This window comes from Mesorhizobium sp. M0030, assembly GCF_040323695.1.
GTDB lineage: Bacteria > Pseudomonadota > Alphaproteobacteria > Rhizobiales > Rhizobiaceae > Mesorhizobium.
In genome coordinates, this window is record NZ_JAMYVE010000002.1 from 488,873 (window position 1) to 508,489 (window position 19,617).

Below are 19,617 nucleotides of genomic sequence, written 5' to 3' on the forward strand. Positions count from 1 at the left end.
GGAGGGGGCGTGCCTTTACGCCTTGGTCTTACTCTTGGCCGGCGCCTTGGCGGCCGGCGCCTCGGGTGTCCTGATGCCGAGCCCGAACTCCTTTGCCAGCTCCGAGCGCTTGGCGGCGTAGCTGGGCGCCGTCATCGGATAGTCGCCGGGCAGGTCCCATTTGGCGCGATAGGCTTCCGGCGTCATGCCATGGGCGGAGCCGAGATGACGCCGCAGCGACCTGAACTTCTTGCCATCCTCGAGGCAGTAAATGAAATTCGGCGTTACCGAGCGCTTGCGGTTGACCGCAGGCTCAGGCGCAGGTTGCGGCGGAGCAACGGGATTGTCCACGGCCGCGAGCGCTGCATTGACGCTCTCGATCAACGCCGGCAGGCTATCCGGAGGCACTGAATTGTTGCGCACGAATGCCGCGACGATGTCGGCGGTCAGATTTATATTTCGGATTTTGTCCTCAGACATGGCTTCTTTTGCCCCCTTGATGCCAAAGGGCAAATTATCAGACAACATCCGCCGACGGCATGGCACTTTAGAACATATGCATATGACTTGACGCCGGATGTGGTAGCGCTAACATCGCCGAGTCTCCGATCGACACCGATGTAGGAATTCTTTCCTGGCATATCTTGATCGGTGAGGGCAGCTATGCTATGATTTGCCCATGGTGCTGATTTGCGCCAGCAACCCGCCGCCGAGGCGGGTTTTTGTTTCATGCCGGCTTGGAAACAATAACGGCCAGTGACGCGAGTTTTCCCTCGCTCAGGCTGCTTATGTAGTTTTTTCGCCGATGCACGAACTCGGCGCCGAGCACGATCTCATTGGCCTGCTGCTGGGCCGGCGAGGGCACGATGCCGGAATTTGCCCGTTTCAACGCCAGCTCGACATGATCGCCGGTTTCGTCGATGACATCGTCGACCCGGAATCCGGCTGAAGCAAACAGGGCCTTCAGGGTTTCGCGGTCGACGAGATGGCTGGCCACAGGCGACACCGCCCAAGGCAAGGGATAGTGAGGCTCGCCGTCCGCCAGCACCGCCTCGGTCCAGACAAGCCTGGCCTTCGGCTTCAGTACGCGCCACGCTTGCCCGATGACCGCCGCCTTGTCGGCGATATTCATGCCGACATAGAAGCAGATCGCCGCGTCGAATGTGTCGTCCGCAAAAGGCAGCCTTGTCGCATCGGCCTCATGAAAACGGACTTTGTCACTTAGGCCGCAGAGCTCGGTCAATCGGCGGGATGCCTCGACGAACGCCTGCGTCAGGTCGACGCCGTCGACGCTGCACCCATAGGTCTCGGCAAGGAACCGGGCCGGGCCGCCAATGCCGCTGCCGATGTCCAGAACCCGATCGCCAGCGGAGGGCGCAAGACGCGCGGCATGCTCCTGCGTGGCGATCAGCTCGCGGCCATGAAGCTGATCGAACGGATAGAGTTGTTTGGCTGCGAGGCTGCCGGCCCTGGCGTCCGGCACAGCCGACAGGATGCGCTCGACGATGCCGCCGCTGCCATAGTGACTGGTCACATTGCTCATTGCGCTCTCCGACGAGGCCCAGCATCCCATCGAAGCGGCCCTCGCGCAATGCTGGCGGCGCCAAAGGACGAGGCTTTGACTGGAGTAGGAATTATTTCTTATCTGCATTGACGGTTGAGGGCAGCTTTGCTATGATTTGTCCATGGTGCTGATTTGCGCCACCGACCCGCCCACGAGGCGGGTTTTGTTTTCCTGATGCCCACAACGTGCGGATATCGGATGTCGGCGGGACAGCACCCCCCTCTGGCCTGCCGGCCATCTCCCCCTCAAGGGGGGAGATCGGACTGCCGCCTTGCTTTCGCCAATCGTCAGCGCTGCAAATTGGTCGCGACCCTGGAGCTGCCAATCTCCCCCCTTGAGGGGGAGATGTCCGGCAGGACAGAGGGGGGCGTGAAGGAACGCTATCCTCGGTTCATTCTGCCTTATCCGCGAGGCCTCCCTTGTCCAACCGCTATGCCACCATCATCACCGACGATGACGGCCGCGAGGTCGTCAGCGCCATTGGCGTGTTCGAGGGCGCTGCCCCGCAGGCGCGCATCGGCCGTATCGAGCCGGTCGTGCCGGGCGTGCTGATCGGCATGGTTCGCGGTGGTCCTGTCGATGCCATCGGCGGCTTCGGCTTTCCGCGCGGCGCGCACGACGCAAGGGCGATCGCCAGGGCAAGCCTGAAAGCCGCGTCTGCCGGAAAGCGCCACGCGCCGGCCGCTGATGCAGCCCGCAAGGCCGCCCCAACACGGTCAGGGCCAAAATCGGCACGGCGCAAGTCCGGCAAGATCAAGTCCGGCAAGATCAAGCGGCCAGCGAAACAGGCACCTACCGCCGAGCCCGCCGGGATCTCGGATCATGGCTGACCGGACGGCGCCGCGTGCGCGCCCTGGCCGCAAGGCGACTGCCGCCGCTGCCAAGCCGAAGCGGACGAAGAAGACGCTTGGCGATGATTTCCTCGACGCGGTTCGCGCCGATTTCAGCGCCCATGGCGCCGGCGTGATTGCCGCGGTCCGGGCCGACAAGCCCGACCAGTATCTGAAGATCGTGCAATCGGTGCTACCCAAGGATCTGGCCAAGGATTTGCATGTTTCATCTGACAATCTGGAAGCCCTGAGCGATGACGAGATCCGCCGCCGCATCCGTGGCCTCGAAGCCGTCCTCGGGCCGTTTGGCGACCAGCCTGAAGACGCGCCGCCACTATCTGGCGCTGCTGCAGGAGCTGGACCGCAGGCGCAGGACTAACCAGCTTGCCGCCTACCGGCCTTATCCCAGGCAGGCGCAGTTTCACGCCGCCGGCGCGCAGAACCGGGAACGTCTGTTCATGGCCGGCAACCAGTTGGGCAAGACCAGGGCCGGCGGCGCCGAATGGGCCATGCATCTCACCGGCCGCTATCCCGCGTGGTGGCAGGGCAAGACCTTCGACACCGCCGTCAGGCTATGGGCTGCCGGCGTGACCGGCGAGGGCACGCGAGACAACCCGCAGCGCGTGCTGGTCGGCCCGCCGCAGCAGCAGGCGGCATGGGGCACCGGCATGATCCCCGCCGATGCCATCCGCCAGACCACGATGGGCCGCGGCGCGCCGGGCGCGCTCGACAGCATCGTGGTGCGCTGGGGCGGCGGCGGCGACGTGCAGGCCGATGAATCGGTGCTGTCGTTCAAGAGCTATGAGAAGGGCCGCGAAAAGTGGCAGGGCGAAACCCTGCACGGCGTCTGGTTCGACGAGGAGCCGCCGCTCGATATCTATTCCGAAGGCCTGACCCGCACCAACGCGACGGGCGGCATCACCATCGTGACGTTTACGCCGCTGCTGGGCATGAGCGACGTAGTGCTGCGGTTTTTGTCTGCGCAGGAGGCTCTTCCTTCTCCCCCTGTGGGGTGAGCAGCTGGTTCGCGAAGCGAATTCGTCGTGCCAGTGGCACGACGAAAGGCCGGCGAATGCCGGGACGCTGCGGAGCAGCGGGGACCCGGCAGGTTGGATCGGCCACCACCCGGCCCTTCGCAGGCTCAGGGCGTTCGAAGCTCGAAAAGCCAATCAATTGGCTTTTCGTCCGCCACGCGGACCGCTTCTCACCCCACAAGGGGAGAAGGTAAGAACCGCCACGCCCGGCGCAAATATCGTGCTCGGACAACATCATGCGACATTACTTTGAATCAGTTCGGCAGGCTCTACGTCCTGTCACGTCGCTATCTTGACCCGAGATCAGCGGTGCCTCAGGCGATTGCCGGCAATGATGATTGCCATACGGCGTGGTGCGATATCTGGTTGTGCTCGATGCAATCGGTTGCCAGTTTGCTGATTTCAGCATCGGCGGACGCCTGCGCCCATTCGACGAACGCGTCAACAACGACCAACCTCGCCCGGCTGGCCAGCCCCAAGCCGTAACGGCGCACTACCGGCTCTGAATGGTCGAGCATAGCACGGATCATGCCTGATGCATCACCTCGCCATTGCCCGGAGATATCGGCGATCGCCGAAAACGGCGTTTGCGGCCTGAGCAACGCGGCGTGCTGACGCGCAAGCTTTAACTGCCAGTCTTTTGCAAAGCGCACAAATTTGACGGCTCCCATGCGTACACCATCGTGATAATCATCAAGGGCAAACAACGCCTGCGCGAGATGCTGACCATCGTTCCGCGTACTGCATCGCAAGATAGACTCCACGGCATCGAAGCGCGTGCGCGGGTTGCTGTCCCCAAGCAGCGCGGCCAGCTCACCCACCATCGAACTTATGTTCTGGTTTTGAAAGGTGGCAATAAACGCACCCGCCGCTCGCGTCTCAGCATTGGCAGATGTCAGCAGGAGACGAAGGCTTTCCAACGGCACCGTCTTGCCGAGCTCGCCGAGAAGGTCGTTGGCAAGCGCGCCATCGTCATCATGCGGGGACGACAGCAGCCGCTCCAGCATCTCCTGACCTGTCATGGCATTTGTCGATTTGCCGAGTGGCAGCAGGATCTTACCGCCTTCGCTGAAAAAAAGATGAGCAACCTCGCTGTCCTCGGCGGACAGGCGCATCGCCTCGAATAGATCTGTCATGGCAAAGAGTGGCTGTCCCACCCGCGTAGAGTACAGGCCGCGCAGAATGCACCAGCCCAGACGCATCGATGTCGCCGATGCACGGCAAGACCTACCGCATAAAGCGATAAAGGAAAAGATGAGAGCGAAGCTTTCCCGTTTCGGCGCGTTGCGGAATCGCGAACCGCGACTAGACTGGTGGCCAGGTTGTCGAGGAACCAAGTCCATGAACAGGCGGCAGGTATTGACAGGCGGTTTGTCTTCGCTTGTCGTGTCGCCGGCGGGTGGTGCTGAGGTATCAAAGCCCCAGGTGCCCAAATGGCGACCCTCGTTTTCACAACCCATCGATCGCATCGAGGAACGGTTCGGCTATTACTTCGACAGAGGCCGTGACTTTGCCATCCTTGAAACGGCACCTGCGTGCTGACGGAAGCCGGCCTGTCGGATGAGGCGGCAGCCATGGCCGCCATCCAGACGCTTGCCATGATTTACAACTATCACCCGGACATGAAGCCGTCCGACATGGATGATGGCAACGTGCTGGTCAGCTACAATCATCCAGCCTTCAATGTCGTGCTTTCCGACGTTGCGAATGCGCATTGGCAAGAGATCGAGGCCCGCCACCAGGATGGGCTGGCTACGGGCGAGGTGCTGATCACGCCGCTGGGGCAGAATGTGTTCGATGAGCTCGGCAAAAAGGCGCTGCTTGGCAGGTGCTACATGTTCATGGATGCGCAGCGCCAAAGGTGATCCGCATCAAACCCAGTTGATAAGTCGAATCAGGGGTATTTGGTGCCGGCAAGTTGCCTGGCACGACCTTCGGCGGTTGGCGATTTGCGCGTTAATGGGCCGCACAATATTTTCTCTCGACCGGTATACTGATATATATAGAGCATACAGGACTGATTGGGAGTGTCGGGGACGCAGACCTCGCGTTTGAACCCTGTTCCTGGATCGGTACGGGTTCTGCAGATTTTTTTACTCGTATCGTAAGGAACATTCGCCTGGCTTGTGCATGCCGATGCACTGGCGGCAATGGCGACAACGATTGCAATCCGAATCATGTGTTCCCCCAAGTCTTGGGTCAGCTTCGCATTGATGAGCGGTGGTATCAATGGCCACACTCTATTGGAGCATGCTTGCATGACCCGTCACGTCACCTTCATGACCATAGACGACGTCGAACACTATTCGCCGGACGAGCGTGCCGCGATCATCGCCGCCTATCCCGAACATGAGCGCGAAGCGAGGGCCAAGGGCATTCCGGTGCTGGGCTCCGGCCGCATCTTTCCGATTGCCGAGGAGCTGATTGCCTGCGAGCCGTTCCGGCTGCCGCGCTACTGGCCGCGGATCGGCGCGCTCGATTTCGGATGGGACCATCCCTCGGCCGCCGTCGAACTCGCCTGGGATACGGAGGCTGATATCGTTTACGTCACCAAAGCAGCCAGGGCCTCGCAGCAGACGCCGGCGATGCAGGTGCTGGCGCTGAAGCCATGGGGCGAATGGCTGCCCTGGGCCTGGCCGCGCGACGGCCGCCGCGAGACGCTGGAAGGGGCGGGCACGGCGCTCGCCAGGCAATATGCCGCCCACGGCTTGAACATGCTCACCGGCCACGCCCGCTTTGCCGACGGCTCGGTCTCGGTCGAGGCCGGGCTGATGGAAATGCTCGACCGCATGCAATCCGGCCGCTTCAAGGTGTTTTCGACGCTGCTGCCCTGGTTCGAGGAATTCAGGCTTTTTCACCGAAAGGACGGCAAGGTGGTGAAACTGCGCGACGATTTGATGGCTGCGACGCGATACCGCAAGCTGACGCTCGCCTATGTCAGTGGCGCCGGCACTTTGCCGACGACGGCCAACGGCATCTGGCTGATGTTCGACCGGGCCGGCGACAGAGGCGCCGACGGGACGGGAGTAGGAGATTTTTTGGGGCCTGCGTCTTCGGCAACCGACAATATTGTCACTTTCGCGGGCACGACGGGCAAGGTGGGGAAGGATAGTGGGATCGCGGTGTCCAGCCTGGCGCCGAAGGCCAGCCCGACATTTACCGGAACGCCAACGGGGCCGACCGCAGCGCCTGGAACGAATACCACGCAATTGGCTACAACGGGGTTCGTCAAGGCTGGGTTTGATCTGAAACTTGATAGCCGACCCAACCTTGGTGTCGTCGCGCAGACGATCACCGATTGGAACAACGCCCTGGACAATGGCTGGTATGTGGCCTCGGCGGCGGCTAATGCGCCAGACGGCGTAAACTGGTTCCTGGGGTTTGTGGAAGCGCACGGAAGCACTGGCTACCGGACGCAGACGGTGCATGATTTCGTCAACGACACTACGGCGGCAGACCAAAAGCTATGGCGGCGCAGGCAGGCTGGCGGTGCCTGGGGAGGATGGATCAAGCTGCAATGGTCGCAGGCCGAACAGGATGCACGCTATGTCCAGTCGTCCACGGCGTTGCTTCAGAAGTTTTATGAAAGCCCGCAACAGACCATCACATCCGGCGGGTCGCTGACGTTGGCTCATGGGCTGGGGGTGAAGCCGAAGCTCTATGCGGCCTTCATTCAATGTACTACGGTTAATTCGGGGTATTCGGTTGGTGACGAGATACCCATTAACCCATCTCTCAATACAACTGATGCGACCGCTCAAGCTATTAGCATCGTGCCAGATGCGACCAATTTGAATGTACGGATTGGTAATGTTGCTGGCGCACTTAAAGTCCTTAACAAGGCTGGAACAGGTTTTAACGACATAACGAACGCTAGCTGGAAACTCGTTGTGAGAGCGTGGGCCTAGCTTGCGAAATGTGAGCAACGGTCTAAACGTTGGAACATGCATATTACTATTGCAGTGCAAGGCAAAATTCCCTGTCGAGGCTATGGCGGCACCCAGCGGCAAATCGATTGGCTCGCCAGCGCACTCGCATCTCTCGGACATGAAATCACACTCATTGCCGGAGTGGGCTCCACCCATCCGCGTTGCGAGGTCCGGCAGGCCGCGTCAGTAGTGGAATGTCTGGGGGCGATCCCTATCAATACTGACATCGTGCATTTCAACGGCTGGTACGATGTAGAAAGCCCATATCGTGCGCTTTACACTCTGCACGGCTATGTTCCAAACGCCCCGAGGAAGGGGCAAAATTACAGCTTCGTCAGCGCCAGTCACGCGCATCATCATGATCGAGAAACGTTTGTTTACAACGGCTTCCCTGTGGATGCCTACCGGCTGGCAGATCGGAAAGGTGAGCGGCTGTTGTTTTTGGGCGGTATCGCGAGGGCCGGGAAGGGCCTCAACCGGGCCGTCGATCTGGCGAAGAAATTTAACTTCGCTCTCGATATTGCGGGTGGCTCGAGGTGGAAGTTGCTCGGGCGCAGCCAAACCCGGAAAGAGTCTCTGTTCTTCAAGAGCTTATCGCGGCGCTACCGCTTCCACGGCACTGTTGATGGCGAGGAAAAGCTCCGATTGCTCGGCGAGGCGTACGCCTTCCTTAACCCGATCTCCTGGGCAGAGCCGTTCGGCATGGCGGCGGTCGAAGCAATGCTGTGCGGAACGCCTGTGCTGACCACTCGGTGCGGTGCGCTTGCCGAAACGGTCGATGCAGACAGCGGGCGTTTCTTCGAAACCGATGATGAGTTTGCTCACGGTCTCAATGAGATCAACAGCATTTCCGCGCGAGCATGCCGTGAATCGGCAGCCGAAAGATTTCCGATCCAGAAAACCGCAACGGCCTACCTGGAACTCTATAAGCGCATCCTTGACGGCGAAGTGCTTCCGTGAGCCCGCTTTAGCCGCTCCATCCAAAATTCCTATCCGGTGAGGAAGCGTTATAGCTGGCCAACCGACATGCCGTCGGCACAAACAGGATCAACAGGACACTCGTCTCCTTTGCGTGATCTGTGACTGGCTAAAATCTCCGAGCTAAATTCCACAATCTCCAGAGGTTACCCATGGACCGCAACTTCGCGCGGGCGCTTGCGCTCGTCCTCAAATCGGAAGGCGGCTGGTCCGACAATCCGGCCGATCCCGGTGGCGCTACCATGAAAGGCGTTACCATCGCCAATTTCCGCCGCTACGTGAAGGCGGATGCCAGCAAGGCCGATCTGCGAGAGATCAGCAACGCTCAGGTGGCGACGGTCTATCGCCGCTTCTATTGGGACGCGGTAGCCGGCGCCGAGCTTCCCGGCGGTGTCGACTATGCTGTCTTCGACTTCGCCGTGAACAGTGGGCCGGGCAGGGCGGCTAAATATCTGCAGGCGGCAGTTGGCACCGCACAGGACGGCAGGATCGGCCCGGCCACGCTCAAAGCTGTGGGCGCCAGGCCACCGGGCGCAGTCATCGACGATCTTTGCGATGCCCGCCTGGCATTCCTGCGGCGGCTGCCGACCTGGCCGGTTTTCGGCAAGGGTTGGAGCGATCGCATCAGGTCGGTCCGTTCCCAGGCGCTGTTGATGTCGGCACTACAGCCCGCTCCGGCACCTTTGCCGGGCTCCCCGACCCTGCCATCAGCGCTCTCGCCGAAGCCCGGCAGTGCGATGCCGCCGGTGTCTACCGGCGGGCGCGTCAGCCCCGTCGAACGCCTGCCGTTCTGGCGTGCGCTGCTTCAAATCCTGAAATCGATTTTCGCAAGGAGTTCGACATGATCGCCGTCTTCATCCGCATCGGCTTGCGTTACGGCGCCGGTGTTCTGGTCGCGCGTGGCCTGCTCGGCGCCGACGACGCGGCGGCATTTTCTTCCGACCCCGACATTCAAGCTGGTCTGGAGATCGCCGCCGGTCTCGCCATCGCCTCGGTCACCGAGACCTGGCACTGGTTGGCCCGCAAATCCGGCTGGGAGCACTGACATGGAAGGGTTTCAACAACTGCTCATCGCCTATCTCGAAGCCGCGAAACCCTCTGCTATCGGCTTTGCCGCCGGGCTTGTCGCCGGGTGGCTGCTGTGAGCGCGCTCCTCGCCGTCCTGCTTGGCAACAAAGCGCTGCTGGGCTTCCTGGCATCGGTCATCGCCGCCCTTTGCTGGGGCGCTCACCAGCGGCTGGCCGGCGCCAGGGCCGAGCGCGGCAAACTGGCGGCCGCTGAGGCCGCGGCGCGCGCGGTCGCTGAGCAGGTGCAGAACGACGTCGGCGCACTGCCGGCGGACGCTGTTCGAAAGGAGCTGAAATCATGGGCAAGGGACTGATGCTTGCGCTGCTTGTGGCGCTTGCCGGGTGCACGACTGCTTCGGGCGGCTTCTGCGCGATTTCGAGCCCGCTGCGCCTGTCGGCCGAAGCCGTCGACGTCCTGTCGGACGCCGAGGCGAGAGCGCTCCTGGCGCACAACCGCAAGGGACAAAAGCTCTGCGGATGGAGGCCTTAGCCGATGCACAACCTCTTCGACATGCTCGGCATCAAGGGGCCGGTCGTCGCCGCCGGGCTAGCTGGCGGCGTGCTGCGAGCACTGTCGCGCCATCGCTACAAGCTGCGCGAGATGATTGCCTCGCCGATCTGCGGGGCGCTGGCGGCTGCGTATCTGACGCTGCCTGCCGTCGCCTGGTTCAGGGCAACCGGCATGCCTATCCCCGATCCGGCCGACGACACCACGACGCTCGCCGCCGCCTTTTTGATCGGCGTCTCGGCCATGTGGATTTCCGACATCGTCTTCGAGGTCCTCGTGCGGCGGTTCGGCTCGGCCGGCAACGAGTGATGCACTTGAGATGCTGGAAGAAGCCAGCGACAATGCCTACCTAAGGAGCAATCCAATGGAGGTATGATATGGCGACGTCCACCGAACGTGCAGTCCTTGCCGGCGGCTGTTTCTGGGGCATGCAGGATTTGATCCGGCGCTGTCCCGGCGTGATCTCTACCCGCGTCGGCTATAGCGGTGGCGATGTGCCCAACGCCACGTATCGCAACCACGGCAGCCATGCCGAAGCCATCGAGATCGTTTTCGATCCGGCCAGGATCAGCTTTCGCACATTGCTCGAATCCTTTTTCCAGATCCACGATCCGACCACCAGGAACCGCCAGGGCAACGATGTCGGAATGAGCTATCGCTCGGCGATCTTCTACACCAGCGACGAGCAGAAGCGCGTCGCCGAAGACACCATCGCCGATGTCGATGCCTCTGGACTGTGGCCGGGCAAGGTCGTCACCGAGCTTGCGCCGGCGGGCGATTTCTGGGAGGCGGAGCCAGAGCATCAGGACTATCTCGAGAAATACCCCAACGGCTATACCTGCCACTTTGTCAGGCCGGGCTGGAAGCTTCCGGTCCGCGAAAAGGCTGTTTCGTAACGCAGCCGCTATCGTCTGCTTATCTGGCGGTCGAACTATTCTTCCGCGCGATCGGTATGCCGGCCGCCTCGTAGAGGTGGCCGTGCTCGGGCTGCCCATAGACGAACGCGCCGTGGACGGGTTTGTCGTCGACCTCAGAGTCTGAGAACGCGACGGCCTCGATCTTCTTTGTTCCGGTCAGGCTCTGGTTTCGAAGATAGGCGAAGGTTCGCACCGCTTCTCCAACAATTCGATCGAGAAACGGCTTTGGCCGCCTCCCGGGCCGTCGCACGAGGCTTGCGCTCTCGTCCCGAAACAAAATGGTGCTGTGCGCAAAGCGCCGGCATGATCTGATAGATTCGGTTGAGCGAGCAGGTCATGAATCCTGGGTGAAAAAGAACGAAGTCGACCTCTCCTCTCAGATGCATGGTCCTGCGCAGCAATCTTTGCGCTGCCGATCTGGAGAGGACATAGCCTGCGGCGCCCGCGTGCAGCCCATAAAGTCTGGCAAGCGAAAACCCATCATCGAGAGCGACTTCCTTGCGTCCGACCCTCACTTTGGCAAAATGCGTTTCCAGCTTGATCACATCGGCATCGCGTGGCACCCATCGATCGGAAGCAAGCAGCGAGCCGGCGCCAGCGCCGAAAACGACGTCGTCCTCGAAAACCGCGCCATATTGATCCGCGCCGTTCGCAACGATCTCCCAACACGAGCGGTGGCTCAGGAAACAGCAAACCTCAGCAGCGCTCAGCGGGCTTTTGGCGACAGAGCAGCAATCGGGGCAATCAATGGCGGAGACACGCTCAAATGGTACTCCGATCCGGCCGAACTCGGACGCGACATGCGCCAGCCGATCGCGAGAACGATCAAGATTGATCACCAGACACCTCATCAGCGCCCCCTTTGTCCGGTGATCAGTGAATATCACGTTCCCGTTATTGCACAAAATTTGCTTACGTGCGGGGCAGTGGGTAGCGGCGTACGTGCCGCCGGTTGATTTTGGAGGTTGGGTGGACATTGACTGCATCCCCGGCGAGGCGCGAGGCTTAACCGTGCGCGGATAGACGAGTCGAGTCGCCCTAGAAGCCGAAGAATTGCCGGCCGATCATGTATCCAAGCGCGACGACCACAAGGGGAAACAGGGCGGGCGCCAGCCGACCAAGAGCGGAGGTCTTTGGCTGTTGCCTGGAGATGGTCGTGGGCGCATTGCCGAGATTCTTGGTCATCCAGAATAGTAGCAAGCGCTGATTAACGATTCCGTAACCCGGTCGAGGCCGCCGCGGCTTTTTGCGTTTCTGGCGCGACCTTGACAATGCCCAGCCCGTGACGCAACTGGGCCGTCTTGAGAGCATTGTGAGGCAAGGTCAATGCGGCCGATTCAGCGTCATGTCGATTTGGTTTGCACCGGCGCTAGGTCGTCGGCCGGCACCGGCCGCCCACAGGACGAAGTCCTGCACGCCTCGATCGATCCCGAAATGCCTCCCGTCCATTTTCGCGCGACCCCTACACTCCGCATCGTTGACGGCGAAGCGCTTCCTTGACGACCGGCGATCCAATCCTCTTCGTCGGCTTCCCCGCGGTCGGCGACTTCGTCCGTTGCCATTCCGCCATCCAGATCATCGCTGCGCGATTTCCTGATCGCCCCATAGATGTCGTCACCTCGCCTGTCGCAGCGCCGCTGGCGCGCCTGATGCCGCATGTCAGGAAGGGCTGGACGCTTGCCAAGCGTCATCAGCGCCCCGGTTTTGGCGAGCGCAGCCGCCTGGTTGGCGAGTTGCGCAAGGAAAATTACCGTACGGCCTATCTGATGACCAGCAGCACCAAGGCGGCGCTGATGGCGTTCATGGCCGGAATAGAGGAGCGCATCGGCTATCCGCAGGAGTTGCAATTCGGCCTCCTCAATCGCTTCCCCGCCGGCTGGTTGGCGCATCTATGGGCCTTCGGACCCCGCAAGACGCGGCTCTTCGAGGAGGTTTGCTCGATTGCCTCGCTTGGCGAAAAGCCGGCTGCGGGCGCAGAGTGGCCGGCGCCCCGGCTTGTGGTCGATCCGGCCGAGTTGGACGATTGGCGCCAGCACAAGAATATCGATGCCGGCCGACCGGCCCTGGCGCTCTATACTGCCGACATTGAGAATTTCCGCTCGTGGCCCGTCGAGCGCTTCATTTCGATCGCCAGAGACCATCATGATCGCGGCTGGGCAATCTGGATTGTAGGCGGACCGCGCGAGCACGCCGGTGCCGCAAAAATCCGCGCCGCCATTCCTGAGGCAATCGACTTCACCTCGACCCCGTCGATTGCTGACGCGATGTGCCAAATCGCTGCGTCGACCATGTTCCTCGGGGTTGATGGCGGGATTTCCCACGCCGCCGCTGCCCTGAACGTCCCATGCGCGCTCATCTACGGGCTGAATCGCCCCTATGTGCATGGGCCCGTAAACAACCATGTTCGCTTTATCGAACCGCCGCTTTCGACGCCCAGCTGGGTCAAGGACACGCGGGGCATCAGCGAAACTCGGGTGAGGGAGGCTCTGGCTGACATCTCAGCCGGTATCGCCAACTGACCAATGGTCTCCCCGGCCCCAGGCGTCTGGTTAAAAACGCCCCGTGGGGGCAACCATCGCCGCGTTTCGGTTACCCCATGGCCCTGCGGCTTTCGGGCTCGTGATTGCCGACCCAATGTGCACGGATGCGGTCGCTGGCTTCAAGGTAGGCCATGTCGATGAGATAAGTCAGAAGCTTCTCGCCGTCGGCTTCGGCTTTCTGCCTAAGCTCCCGCAGTATCCCTTGCGCGAACTGCAGGTTCTCCATTTTGCTCGGCTGGTCCATCGGTGCCCCCCAACGTCTGCGTATGAACTTTGCGCTGGCTATGCTTGCATGAAGATTGCCGTGAAGTGGATATTGCACGTGCGGACCGCAATCCTGCGAAGGCGCTGGCTGCATGAAAGCCGCCCCATCCGGCTTCAAGATTCGCTACACTATGTGACGGAAACAAAATAAACAAAGCGTTCTTTTGTACAAGTCAGGAAGGTTCCTCCAGTTCACACCACGAGATACTTGGGCAGCGTAGTTGACGTAACGATATTGCGTGGTCTTAAGCTCTCGTTTCCAAACAAAACGTACCATGGTTGCAACCACAAGACGAATTCCAGCTGACCGGGCCGCTCCGTAGTCAATCGCCGCTTACAAACGGCACCGGGTCTCAGCCCAGGGCTTTGGCCAACCCATCGTTCCACGGCAGCGCAGGCCGGATGATCTACCGCCCGCCTTGGCTGACGCCAAGGCGGGCTTTTTGCGTTTGGCTTCTACCGGGTGAAATGTTGTCGGACCCGGCCCTGTCGGCATCGGGCGGTTTCGAGAACGATTTCCTGCCTGCCGGCTGTCTGCGCCGCTCGCGCTAGGCCGACTTGCGTTGCGGCAAGCTAGACGGCGTCTCGACACCGTCAGAAATCGGTTCGGCTGTCCGGTTTGTCGGCTCGTCATCGACCCGGTCGTGCTCGATTTGCCGGGCGGCAGGCAAGGGTTGCAACCAGTGCTCACGGCGATTGACCCAGAGTTCATAGCTGGGCTCCAGCCCTTCGGTGGGCACCTCATCGAGGCTGCCAATCGTCACTTCCACCTCATTCTCACGAACCAAAGGGACCCGGCCGCCGCAGGTGGGACAAAAACTTCTGTCGCCGTAGCTGTTGACGATACCCGTCGTTTCGAACGCCTCGAGCGGCCACACTGCAAACGCCGAAAAAGCCGACCCGCTAGCCTTGCGGCAGTCCTTGCAATGGCAAAGGCCAATCCGAAAGGGATCTCCCGTCACCGAAAACTGGATGCCGCCGCACAGGCAGCTGCCGCTCCGCCTTGTATCATTGGGCATGACCGCTCCTCCATCTGGTTGGGCATCACACCGCTACATCTTGCAGCGCCATGCGCACAATCAATTCACGCGCGGCGCAAGGGTTCCATGTCGCCTCGCGCAATGCATCGTCTGAACCCGGGAGCGCCATGGCAACGACCGCCGCAAGGCTGCTGGATATGTCAGTTCGGGAAATCGAACACCGGTTCCCGGCACCAATAGACACGGCACTGGCCATCACGTGTCGGAACGGAGGCAGCGACCGGCACCTCCGGCCAGTCGCACTCGTTGCCGTATTGGCGGACATAGCGATCGTAAGTATTCCGGCCGGTCGTCAACACCGCCGAGTGATGGCTCTGGATCAGGTGCTGCGTCTCCTCGCAGCTCATCGAACGCGTGTCGGGTCGGGCGTAGGCCGTGCTTGTTGCTGCAAACAACGCCGTTCCAATGATCCATGCGATTGTTTGGGATGTCATGGCGATCCTTATCCTAAAATACGGCCAGGTATTTCAACAGCGAAATGATGCCGATAATGATGACAACGATCTGCGCGATCTGCCTCGTGCGGCCATCGAGCGGCAGACGCTGGATGAGATAGAGCACCAGGATGATCACCAGGAAAGTGATCAGAATGCCGATAAGTACCGATGAAGCCATGTCCCTCACTCCGTCTGGCTACGTCTGAGAAGAGTACGCAGCGGCAAACGCTCTGGCCCTTGATTGGTTCCTGTCGATGCGAAGCCATCGGCGCAGCGTAAAGGCTGCGAAACAACGTTCCGCGGCCTTTGAAGCTGGATGCCGATCAGGGCCTGTTTGCCGCAATGTTGTCGTTTGCCATCGGCGACACAGTTCCAGGCAACTTGTTGCTGGCGTCAGGCGGGGCTAACGGGAGAACCGCCTCGGGTTGACGAGCTTCCGACAAAGACGGCCTGAGTTGCGCTTCGTTGTCGACATTTGCGCGAGCCCTGAGATCCGGCGCCGCCCGGCGGGTGATCGCCTTTTCTGAGGAGAACAATTGCCGTCCCAAGGGGACGACGGGAACCGAAACCTCGCACGTGCATCTCAGCTACCGCGGAACGGGCAAATCGAGCAGGTGGGGAATTTGGGGTAGGGGAATACGTCATCCAACATGCGGGGATTGGAATCCCAGGTGTCGGGCCCGCCAGTTTGTTGGAAGCGTTGCCCGTTGCAGCCTACACCATCGACACACAGGGCCGCATCACCTTCTACAACGAGGCCGCCGAACCTGAGTGGGACGACGCGCCGCGGTTTTGGCTCCGTCGTGCTCAAGCGGGTTGCACCACAAGCGCTTAGCGGCACCGGACAACTGGAATTTGGGGAACAAGGCGTCGTCTGGACGCTCCAGGCGCCGCTGCGCTCGGTCCAAATCTCTCTCGCGGATTTTGTCGATTGAAAGAGCGGGTCGCGCCTTAGGACAATCCCAGCAGGGGAGCGGTTTGGCCGCCTGTGGTGTCGGAATTGCCGATGCCAGACAGTTCGTGCTTATCGTCGGCAAGCGAAGTCAATCTCCCCGCCTCGACGGAGGTCAGTCCGTCCAATTCCATCACCGCGCCGTAGAGTTGGGCCGTCTGCATCACAAGCCGCTCGACATCTTCAAGGGCGACGTTCTCGTCCAGGTTACGCAATCGTATGTCCTCGGCAACCACCGCAATATTGACCATTCCGCGCGAGCGCAGCGCGCCCAGGACCCGTGAATTGAGATCCTCCCGTAGCCGAGCCGAATATCCGTAGCGCATGGAAACCTTCCTTTCAGGAGCCGGTTGTCCCGTCGTGGTCAAGATGCGCCAACGACCTTCCGATGGCAAGAAGAATATAAAATATTCTCAGGTAAATCAAGTAGTTAGCAGACTGCGCGGGTTGTGCTATCGGCGTGTCTTCCTCATCGTTGGTCTTGTATGTGAGTCACCCATCAGCCTCTCTTGACGCGCTGCACGGGGACCCCTAGCTATACTGCAATTGAGACACATACTAACTCACCATATTTTTGGTCTTGACGGTTGGAGGCGCGAATGGCCTAGCTGGAACGACCCGAGCGACTGCAGATCATGCTGACAGCCGAGGAATTGGCTGCCTTGGAAAACTGGCGCTTCGAAAAGCGCATGCCAAGCCGGTCCGCGGCGGTGCGGGAACTGCTGCGGCGCGGCCTGGATGCGGATGGATTCCTGACTGCGGGACAAGGAACTAAGTCTCAGGACTTTGGAATTCTGGGCAGCAGTGTGACTGGCGACGGCCAGTCGGGCGAGTAATCCGACGGCGGTTAGCCAACAATCGCTTTTTCTGGAAGTGCCGCTACCAATTTATTGCAGTGGCGGAAACGCAAAGCGGGTCGGCTCTCGGCAGGGTACTGGTCTCAGCAGGGTACTCTTGGCGTATGGTTGCAAAGCCCGCTCCGGTTCGCCGGAGCGGGCTTTTTGCGTTTTCCGAACAGGAAACGGTCGCGATCGCTTTCAGATACGCTCAAGGTTCTCTTCGCACTCCATGCACGTGACGCTGTGACCGGGGCACCTGAGCCGGTGTGTTCCTCCAGGGCAGCAATGGCCGTCCGAGCTCGCCCACCGGGCACAGACAAACACCTTGCGGGTTCCGTGGCATTGTGGACATTCTATCGGACGCGCCAGCAGAGCCTCGTTTTCCGAGACACGGCATTCCCTCTCAAGAACCTGGACCATCTGAAACCCCAAGGCCGAAATACGGCTAAGCTATCCATACCCGGAAAGCCTAAATTAGAATTTAATCACATAGATCACGAGCCTTCCGAGGGGGAAGTTTCGCGGATGGCGATCTCAGTCCGCCGCAGTCCGCCGCGCGTGTCTCATTCCCAATTTCGGCCGTCTCAAGATCAAGCTCCGGTTGCTCCCGGCATCGGTCGACCCGCGATTTTGCCCACCGATTTTCGCATTCGGATCGTTATAGGCTTTCGCTTTGCTGGAGCGGCGTTAAAGCTGCCCGGCAAATGCCTGAGCGGGAACAGTCCGTTCCTGCGTCGGTTCGTTTGGACAAGGATGTCTGCCAATGACATTGATGGGCGCAGCGGCACTTTTGATCCTTGTCCTGACTTATGCCGGCGTCGCAGTCGGGCGTATTCCAGGCCTCCGTCTCGACCGGGCAGGGATCGCCTTGCTGGGGGGGGCGGCGATGATCGCCATCGGCGCACTCAGTATGGAAGATGCCTATCGCGCCATCAATTTCGACACCATTACGCTGCTGCTCGGCATGATGATCGTGGTGGCGCATCTGAAGGTGTCCGGCGCCTTCCGGGCGCTTGGCGCCTACGCTATCGAGCATGCGCACGCGCCTTTCGTGCTGCTGGTGATGGTGACGCTGTTGACCGGCGTGCTGTCGGCGTTCCTGGTCAACGACGCCATCTGCCTGGTCATGGCGCCGATCGTCGTCCACGTCACCCGTGTCATCAATCGCAATCCCATTCCCTATCTGATCGCCACCGCCACCGCGTCCAACTGCGGCAGCGTCGCCACCATCACCGGCAACCCGCAGAACATGGTCATCGGCGCGCTGTCGGGAATTTCCTACCCAGCCTTTTCGGCCGCCCTGGCGCCGGTTGCCCTCTTCGGCCTCGTCGCGGTCGTCGTCATCGTGCGCATCGTCTACCGCGCCGAATTCGCCCGCCCCGCCGATCTCAACCCGGAAGTCTATCGCGGCCGCATGCTGCCGGGACAGGTGCTGAAGGCGGTGGTTGTCTGCATTGGCCTGGCCATCGCCTTCTTCGCCGGCGTTCCGGTTGCCAAGGCAGCGCTCATCGGCGGGGCCATCCTGCTGCTCACCCGCGCCATCAAGCCGGCCCGCATCTACCGCGAGATCGACGGCCCGCTGCTGTTCATGTTCGCCGGCCTGTTCATCGTTGTCGCCGGCGCCGAAAAGACGCTGCTGACGCCCGACATCATCGCCTCGGCCAAGAACCTCGGGCTGGACGACGTCTGGCGTCTATCGGGCTTCACCGCGGTGCTCTCCAACATCATGAGCAATGTTCCGGCCGTGCTGGCGCTGCGGCCATTCATACCCGGCCTTGAAAACCCCGGGCGTGCCTGGCTGGTGGTGGCGATGAGCTCGACGCTGGCGGGCAACTTCACCTTGCTCGGCTCAGTCGCCAACCTGATCGTCGCCGAACAGGCGCGGGCGGCCGGCACGCAGCTGTCCTTCTCAGCCTTCTTCAAGGTCGGCCTGCCACTGACGCTGCTGACCCTTGCCGTCGGGACGGCATGGCTGGCGGCTGGATTCTAGAGCAATTCCAGGAAAAAGTGTGAAGCGGTTTTTCGGTCCGGAATTGCGTCAAAACAAAGAGATAGCGTGTTTCGCCGTCTTCATTAAACGATGAACGCTCTAGCGGATAGTCGCCGATCCTGACCTTGCCCGAACCAGCGTTGCAGCGGCATGTCCGGCCGCCTCGACATAGTCGGGGTTGCGGTGGATCAGCATGATCGAGAACGCGCCGTCCATCAAAAGCACGATTTCGCGCGCCAGGGTCTGCGGCTCGTCGACGCCGTGGCCTGTGAGTTCGCCGGCCAGCCAGGTCTCGAAATTCTGCTTATGCCGCGCCCCCGCTTTAACGGCCGGGTGTCCGGGCATGGAAGCGAGTTCGGCTGCCGTGCGCAGAAAGCCGCAGCCTCTCCATTTCGGGTGCTTCGCCACGCGCGCCAGATTGGTGAAAATCGCCTCGACCTTGCGCTCGACATCGCCTTCGGCCGTCTCGAACCAGCCGGCCATCTGCTTGAGGTTCGGCTGGTCGCGACCGTCGAGATAGGCCGCGATCAAATCGTCCTTGCTCTTGAAATGATAGTAGAGCGTGCGCTTGGTCAGCCCGGCTTTTTCCGCCACTGCATCGACGCTGACGCGGCCGATCCCCTCGGCATAGAACAGCTTCGTTGCGGCATCGACAATGCGTTTGCGGGTGGGGTTCGGTGCTTCGCTCATAGGGCAAGTATACCGACTAGTGAATATACATACAACCGAAAGCCTGATCCTCTCCGGTC

The 19,617-nt window shown here is 61.0% G+C and carries 26 protein-coding genes; 15 read left to right on the top strand and 11 right to left on the bottom strand.

Annotation, left to right across the window (positions count from 1 at the left end):
- Positions 1–15: 15 nt before the first annotated feature.
- Together NKJ80_RS06335 and NKJ80_RS06340 are read right to left on the bottom strand one after the other, a co-directional pair.
- Positions 16–459 carry a Ros/MucR family transcriptional regulator gene (locus NKJ80_RS06335; protein WP_023671447.1) on the bottom strand — a complete coding sequence of 148 codons (444 nt, stop codon included), beginning with the start codon at positions 457–459 and terminating at the stop codon, positions 16–18.
- A 247-nt stretch (positions 460–706) separates the two neighbouring features.
- Positions 707–1,522: a class I SAM-dependent methyltransferase gene (locus NKJ80_RS06340; RefSeq protein ID WP_023727105.1), complete on the bottom strand. Its 816-nt coding sequence runs from the start codon at positions 1,520–1,522 to the stop codon at positions 707–709.
- A gap of 440 nt (positions 1,523–1,962) precedes the next feature.
- Here NKJ80_RS06340 and NKJ80_RS06345 point away from each other — a divergent pair, with 440 nt between their 5' ends.
- The 3 genes from NKJ80_RS06345 to NKJ80_RS06355 are packed head-to-tail and all read left to right on the top strand — an operon-like array spanning position 1,963 to position 3,389.
- Entirely contained in the window at positions 1,963–2,373 is a 411-nt protein-coding gene (locus NKJ80_RS06345; RefSeq protein ID WP_023671449.1) for a hypothetical protein, read from the top strand.
- Positions 2,366–2,752, top strand: coding sequence for a hypothetical protein (locus tag NKJ80_RS06350; RefSeq protein ID WP_023671450.1), 387 nt, complete (start codon positions 2,366–2,368; stop codon positions 2,750–2,752). Before NKJ80_RS06345 ends, NKJ80_RS06350 begins: the two co-directional genes overlap by 8 nt.
- Positions 2,652–3,389 carry a terminase large subunit domain-containing protein gene (locus NKJ80_RS06355; protein ID WP_352497344.1) on the top strand — a complete coding sequence of 246 codons (738 nt, stop codon included), beginning with the start codon at positions 2,652–2,654 and terminating at the stop codon, positions 3,387–3,389. The genes NKJ80_RS06350 and NKJ80_RS06355 overlap by 101 nt, the downstream gene beginning before the upstream one ends.
- A gap of 332 nt (positions 3,390–3,721) precedes the next feature.
- Here the strand turns inward: NKJ80_RS06355 and NKJ80_RS06360 are convergent, their stop codons facing one another.
- The gene (locus NKJ80_RS06360; RefSeq protein WP_352497260.1) at positions 3,722–4,609 is read right to left on the bottom strand and encodes a HEAT repeat domain-containing protein; all 888 of its coding nucleotides are present in this window, start codon (positions 4,607–4,609) and stop codon (positions 3,722–3,724) included.
- Between the two features lie 333 nt (positions 4,610–4,942).
- Here NKJ80_RS06360 and NKJ80_RS06365 point away from each other — a divergent pair, with 333 nt between their 5' ends.
- From NKJ80_RS06365 to msrA, 9 genes are all read left to right on the top strand, one after another.
- Positions 4,943–5,272 carry a hypothetical protein gene (locus NKJ80_RS06365; protein ID WP_352497261.1) on the top strand — a complete coding sequence of 110 codons (330 nt, stop codon included), beginning with the start codon at positions 4,943–4,945 and terminating at the stop codon, positions 5,270–5,272.
- 261 nt (positions 5,273–5,533) lie between these two features.
- Entirely contained in the window at positions 5,534–7,315 is a 1,782-nt protein-coding gene (locus tag NKJ80_RS06370) for a terminase large subunit domain-containing protein (protein ID WP_352497262.1), read from the top strand.
- A gap of 36 nt (positions 7,316–7,351) precedes the next feature.
- A complete protein-coding gene (locus NKJ80_RS06375) occupies positions 7,352–8,296 on the top strand; it encodes a glycosyltransferase (RefSeq protein WP_023814807.1) in 945 nt (314 codons plus the stop codon).
- A gap of 170 nt (positions 8,297–8,466) precedes the next feature.
- A complete protein-coding gene (locus NKJ80_RS06380; protein WP_023814806.1) occupies positions 8,467–9,159 on the top strand; it encodes a glycoside hydrolase family 108 protein in 693 nt (230 codons plus the stop codon).
- Entirely contained in the window at positions 9,156–9,359 is a 204-nt protein-coding gene (locus tag NKJ80_RS06385) for a Pam3-gp28 family putative phage holin (protein ID WP_023689878.1), read from the top strand. The genes NKJ80_RS06380 and NKJ80_RS06385 overlap by 4 nt, the downstream gene beginning before the upstream one ends.
- Positions 9,360–9,455: 96 nt before the next feature.
- Complete coding sequence (locus NKJ80_RS06390) at positions 9,456–9,695, top strand: hypothetical protein (RefSeq protein WP_023684348.1); 240 nt, start codon at positions 9,456–9,458, stop codon at positions 9,693–9,695.
- Positions 9,680–9,871, top strand: a complete 192-nt coding sequence (locus NKJ80_RS06395; RefSeq protein ID WP_023671459.1) for a hypothetical protein — start codon at positions 9,680–9,682, stop codon at positions 9,869–9,871. Before NKJ80_RS06390 ends, NKJ80_RS06395 begins: the two co-directional genes overlap by 16 nt.
- Positions 9,872–9,874: 3 nt before the next feature.
- Positions 9,875–10,198 (top strand): hypothetical protein, encoded by a 324-nt coding sequence (locus NKJ80_RS06400; protein ID WP_023814804.1) that lies wholly within the window; start codon positions 9,875–9,877, stop codon positions 10,196–10,198.
- Positions 10,199–10,266: 68 nt separating this feature from the next.
- Positions 10,267–10,785, top strand: coding sequence for a peptide-methionine (S)-S-oxide reductase MsrA (msrA, locus tag NKJ80_RS06405; RefSeq protein WP_023814803.1), 519 nt, complete (start codon positions 10,267–10,269; stop codon positions 10,783–10,785).
- 19 nt (positions 10,786–10,804) lie between these two features.
- Here msrA and NKJ80_RS06410 read toward each other — a convergent pair whose 3' ends face one another.
- Positions 10,805–10,999, bottom strand: a complete 195-nt coding sequence (locus NKJ80_RS06410) for a hypothetical protein (protein ID WP_023814802.1) — start codon at positions 10,997–10,999, stop codon at positions 10,805–10,807.
- On the bottom strand, positions 10,920–11,792 hold the full coding sequence (locus NKJ80_RS06415; RefSeq protein ID WP_081727289.1) for a glycosyltransferase family 25 protein: 873 nt from the start codon (positions 11,790–11,792) through the stop codon (positions 10,920–10,922). The genes NKJ80_RS06410 and NKJ80_RS06415 overlap by 80 nt, the downstream gene beginning before the upstream one ends.
- Positions 11,793–12,302: 510 nt before the next feature.
- On the opposite strand from NKJ80_RS06415, the gene waaF reads away from it, so the two are divergent.
- Entirely contained in the window at positions 12,303–13,325 is a 1,023-nt protein-coding gene (gene waaF, locus NKJ80_RS06420; protein WP_352497263.1) for a lipopolysaccharide heptosyltransferase II, read from the top strand.
- 70 nt (positions 13,326–13,395) lie between these two features.
- Here waaF and NKJ80_RS06425 read toward each other — a convergent pair whose 3' ends face one another.
- From NKJ80_RS06425 to NKJ80_RS06445, 5 genes are all read right to left on the bottom strand, one after another.
- Positions 13,396–13,590: a hypothetical protein gene (locus NKJ80_RS06425; RefSeq protein WP_023684343.1), complete on the bottom strand. Its 195-nt coding sequence runs from the start codon at positions 13,588–13,590 to the stop codon at positions 13,396–13,398.
- A gap of 568 nt (positions 13,591–14,158) precedes the next feature.
- Positions 14,159–14,629, bottom strand: coding sequence for a GFA family protein (locus tag NKJ80_RS06430; protein WP_023814799.1), 471 nt, complete (start codon positions 14,627–14,629; stop codon positions 14,159–14,161).
- Between the two features lie 161 nt (positions 14,630–14,790).
- Positions 14,791–15,084: a hypothetical protein gene (locus tag NKJ80_RS06435; protein ID WP_023814798.1), complete on the bottom strand. Its 294-nt coding sequence runs from the start codon at positions 15,082–15,084 to the stop codon at positions 14,791–14,793.
- A gap of 13 nt (positions 15,085–15,097) precedes the next feature.
- Positions 15,098–15,265 (bottom strand): Thivi_2564 family membrane protein, encoded by a 168-nt coding sequence (locus NKJ80_RS06440; RefSeq protein ID WP_023671469.1) that lies wholly within the window; start codon positions 15,263–15,265, stop codon positions 15,098–15,100.
- A gap of 773 nt (positions 15,266–16,038) precedes the next feature.
- Positions 16,039–16,365, bottom strand: a complete 327-nt coding sequence (locus tag NKJ80_RS06445; RefSeq protein ID WP_023727873.1) for a hypothetical protein — start codon at positions 16,363–16,365, stop codon at positions 16,039–16,041.
- Positions 16,366–16,674: 309 nt separating this feature from the next.
- Between NKJ80_RS06445 and NKJ80_RS06450 the strand changes: the two genes are divergently transcribed.
- Both NKJ80_RS06450 and NKJ80_RS06455 read left to right on the top strand, forming a co-directional pair.
- On the top strand, positions 16,675–16,875 hold the full coding sequence (locus tag NKJ80_RS06450; protein ID WP_352497264.1) for a hypothetical protein: 201 nt from the start codon (positions 16,675–16,677) through the stop codon (positions 16,873–16,875).
- Positions 16,876–17,641: 766 nt separating this feature from the next.
- Positions 17,642–18,868, top strand: a complete 1,227-nt coding sequence (locus tag NKJ80_RS06455; RefSeq protein WP_031194071.1) for an anion transporter — start codon at positions 17,642–17,644, stop codon at positions 18,866–18,868.
- 99 nt (positions 18,869–18,967) lie between these two features.
- Here NKJ80_RS06455 and NKJ80_RS06460 read toward each other — a convergent pair whose 3' ends face one another.
- Entirely contained in the window at positions 18,968–19,558 is a 591-nt protein-coding gene (locus tag NKJ80_RS06460; RefSeq protein WP_023727874.1) for a TetR/AcrR family transcriptional regulator, read from the bottom strand.
- Positions 19,559–19,617 lie beyond the last annotated feature (59 nt).

Coding starts and splice junctions, on each gene's coding strand:
- NKJ80_RS06335 (WP_023671447.1), bottom strand. CDS start 459: ATGTCTGAGGACAAAATCCGAAATATAAATCTGACCGCCGACATCGTC.
- NKJ80_RS06340 (WP_023727105.1), bottom strand. CDS start 1,522: ATGAGCAATGTGACCAGTCACTATGGCAGCGGCGGCATCGTCGAGCGC.
- NKJ80_RS06350 (WP_023671450.1), top strand. CDS start 2,366: ATGGCTGACCGGACGGCGCCGCGTGCGCGCCCTGGCCGCAAGGCGACT.
- NKJ80_RS06360 (WP_352497260.1), bottom strand. CDS start 4,609: ATGCGTCTGGGCTGGTGCATTCTGCGCGGCCTGTACTCTACGCGGGTG.
- NKJ80_RS06375 (WP_023814807.1), top strand. CDS start 7,352: ATGCATATTACTATTGCAGTGCAAGGCAAAATTCCCTGTCGAGGCTAT.
- NKJ80_RS06380 (WP_023814806.1), top strand. CDS start 8,467: ATGGACCGCAACTTCGCGCGGGCGCTTGCGCTCGTCCTCAAATCGGAA.
- NKJ80_RS06385 (WP_023689878.1), top strand. CDS start 9,156: ATGATCGCCGTCTTCATCCGCATCGGCTTGCGTTACGGCGCCGGTGTT.
- NKJ80_RS06395 (WP_023671459.1), top strand. CDS start 9,680: ATGGGCAAGGGACTGATGCTTGCGCTGCTTGTGGCGCTTGCCGGGTGC.
- NKJ80_RS06400 (WP_023814804.1), top strand. CDS start 9,875: ATGCACAACCTCTTCGACATGCTCGGCATCAAGGGGCCGGTCGTCGCC.
- msrA (WP_023814803.1), top strand. CDS start 10,267: ATGGCGACGTCCACCGAACGTGCAGTCCTTGCCGGCGGCTGTTTCTGG.
- NKJ80_RS06415 (WP_081727289.1), bottom strand. CDS start 11,792: ATGCAGTCAATGTCCACCCAACCTCCAAAATCAACCGGCGGCACGTAC.
- NKJ80_RS06425 (WP_023684343.1), bottom strand. CDS start 13,590: ATGGACCAGCCGAGCAAAATGGAGAACCTGCAGTTCGCGCAAGGGATA.
- NKJ80_RS06430 (WP_023814799.1), bottom strand. CDS start 14,629: ATGCCCAATGATACAAGGCGGAGCGGCAGCTGCCTGTGCGGCGGCATC.
- NKJ80_RS06435 (WP_023814798.1), bottom strand. CDS start 15,084: ATGACATCCCAAACAATCGCATGGATCATTGGAACGGCGTTGTTTGCA.
- NKJ80_RS06440 (WP_023671469.1), bottom strand. CDS start 15,265: ATGGCTTCATCGGTACTTATCGGCATTCTGATCACTTTCCTGGTGATC.
- NKJ80_RS06445 (WP_023727873.1), bottom strand. CDS start 16,365: ATGCGCTACGGATATTCGGCTCGGCTACGGGAGGATCTCAATTCACGG.
- NKJ80_RS06450 (WP_352497264.1), top strand. CDS start 16,675: ATGCTGACAGCCGAGGAATTGGCTGCCTTGGAAAACTGGCGCTTCGAA.
- NKJ80_RS06455 (WP_031194071.1), top strand. CDS start 17,642: ATGACATTGATGGGCGCAGCGGCACTTTTGATCCTTGTCCTGACTTAT.
- NKJ80_RS06460 (WP_023727874.1), bottom strand. CDS start 19,558: ATGAGCGAAGCACCGAACCCCACCCGCAAACGCATTGTCGATGCCGCA.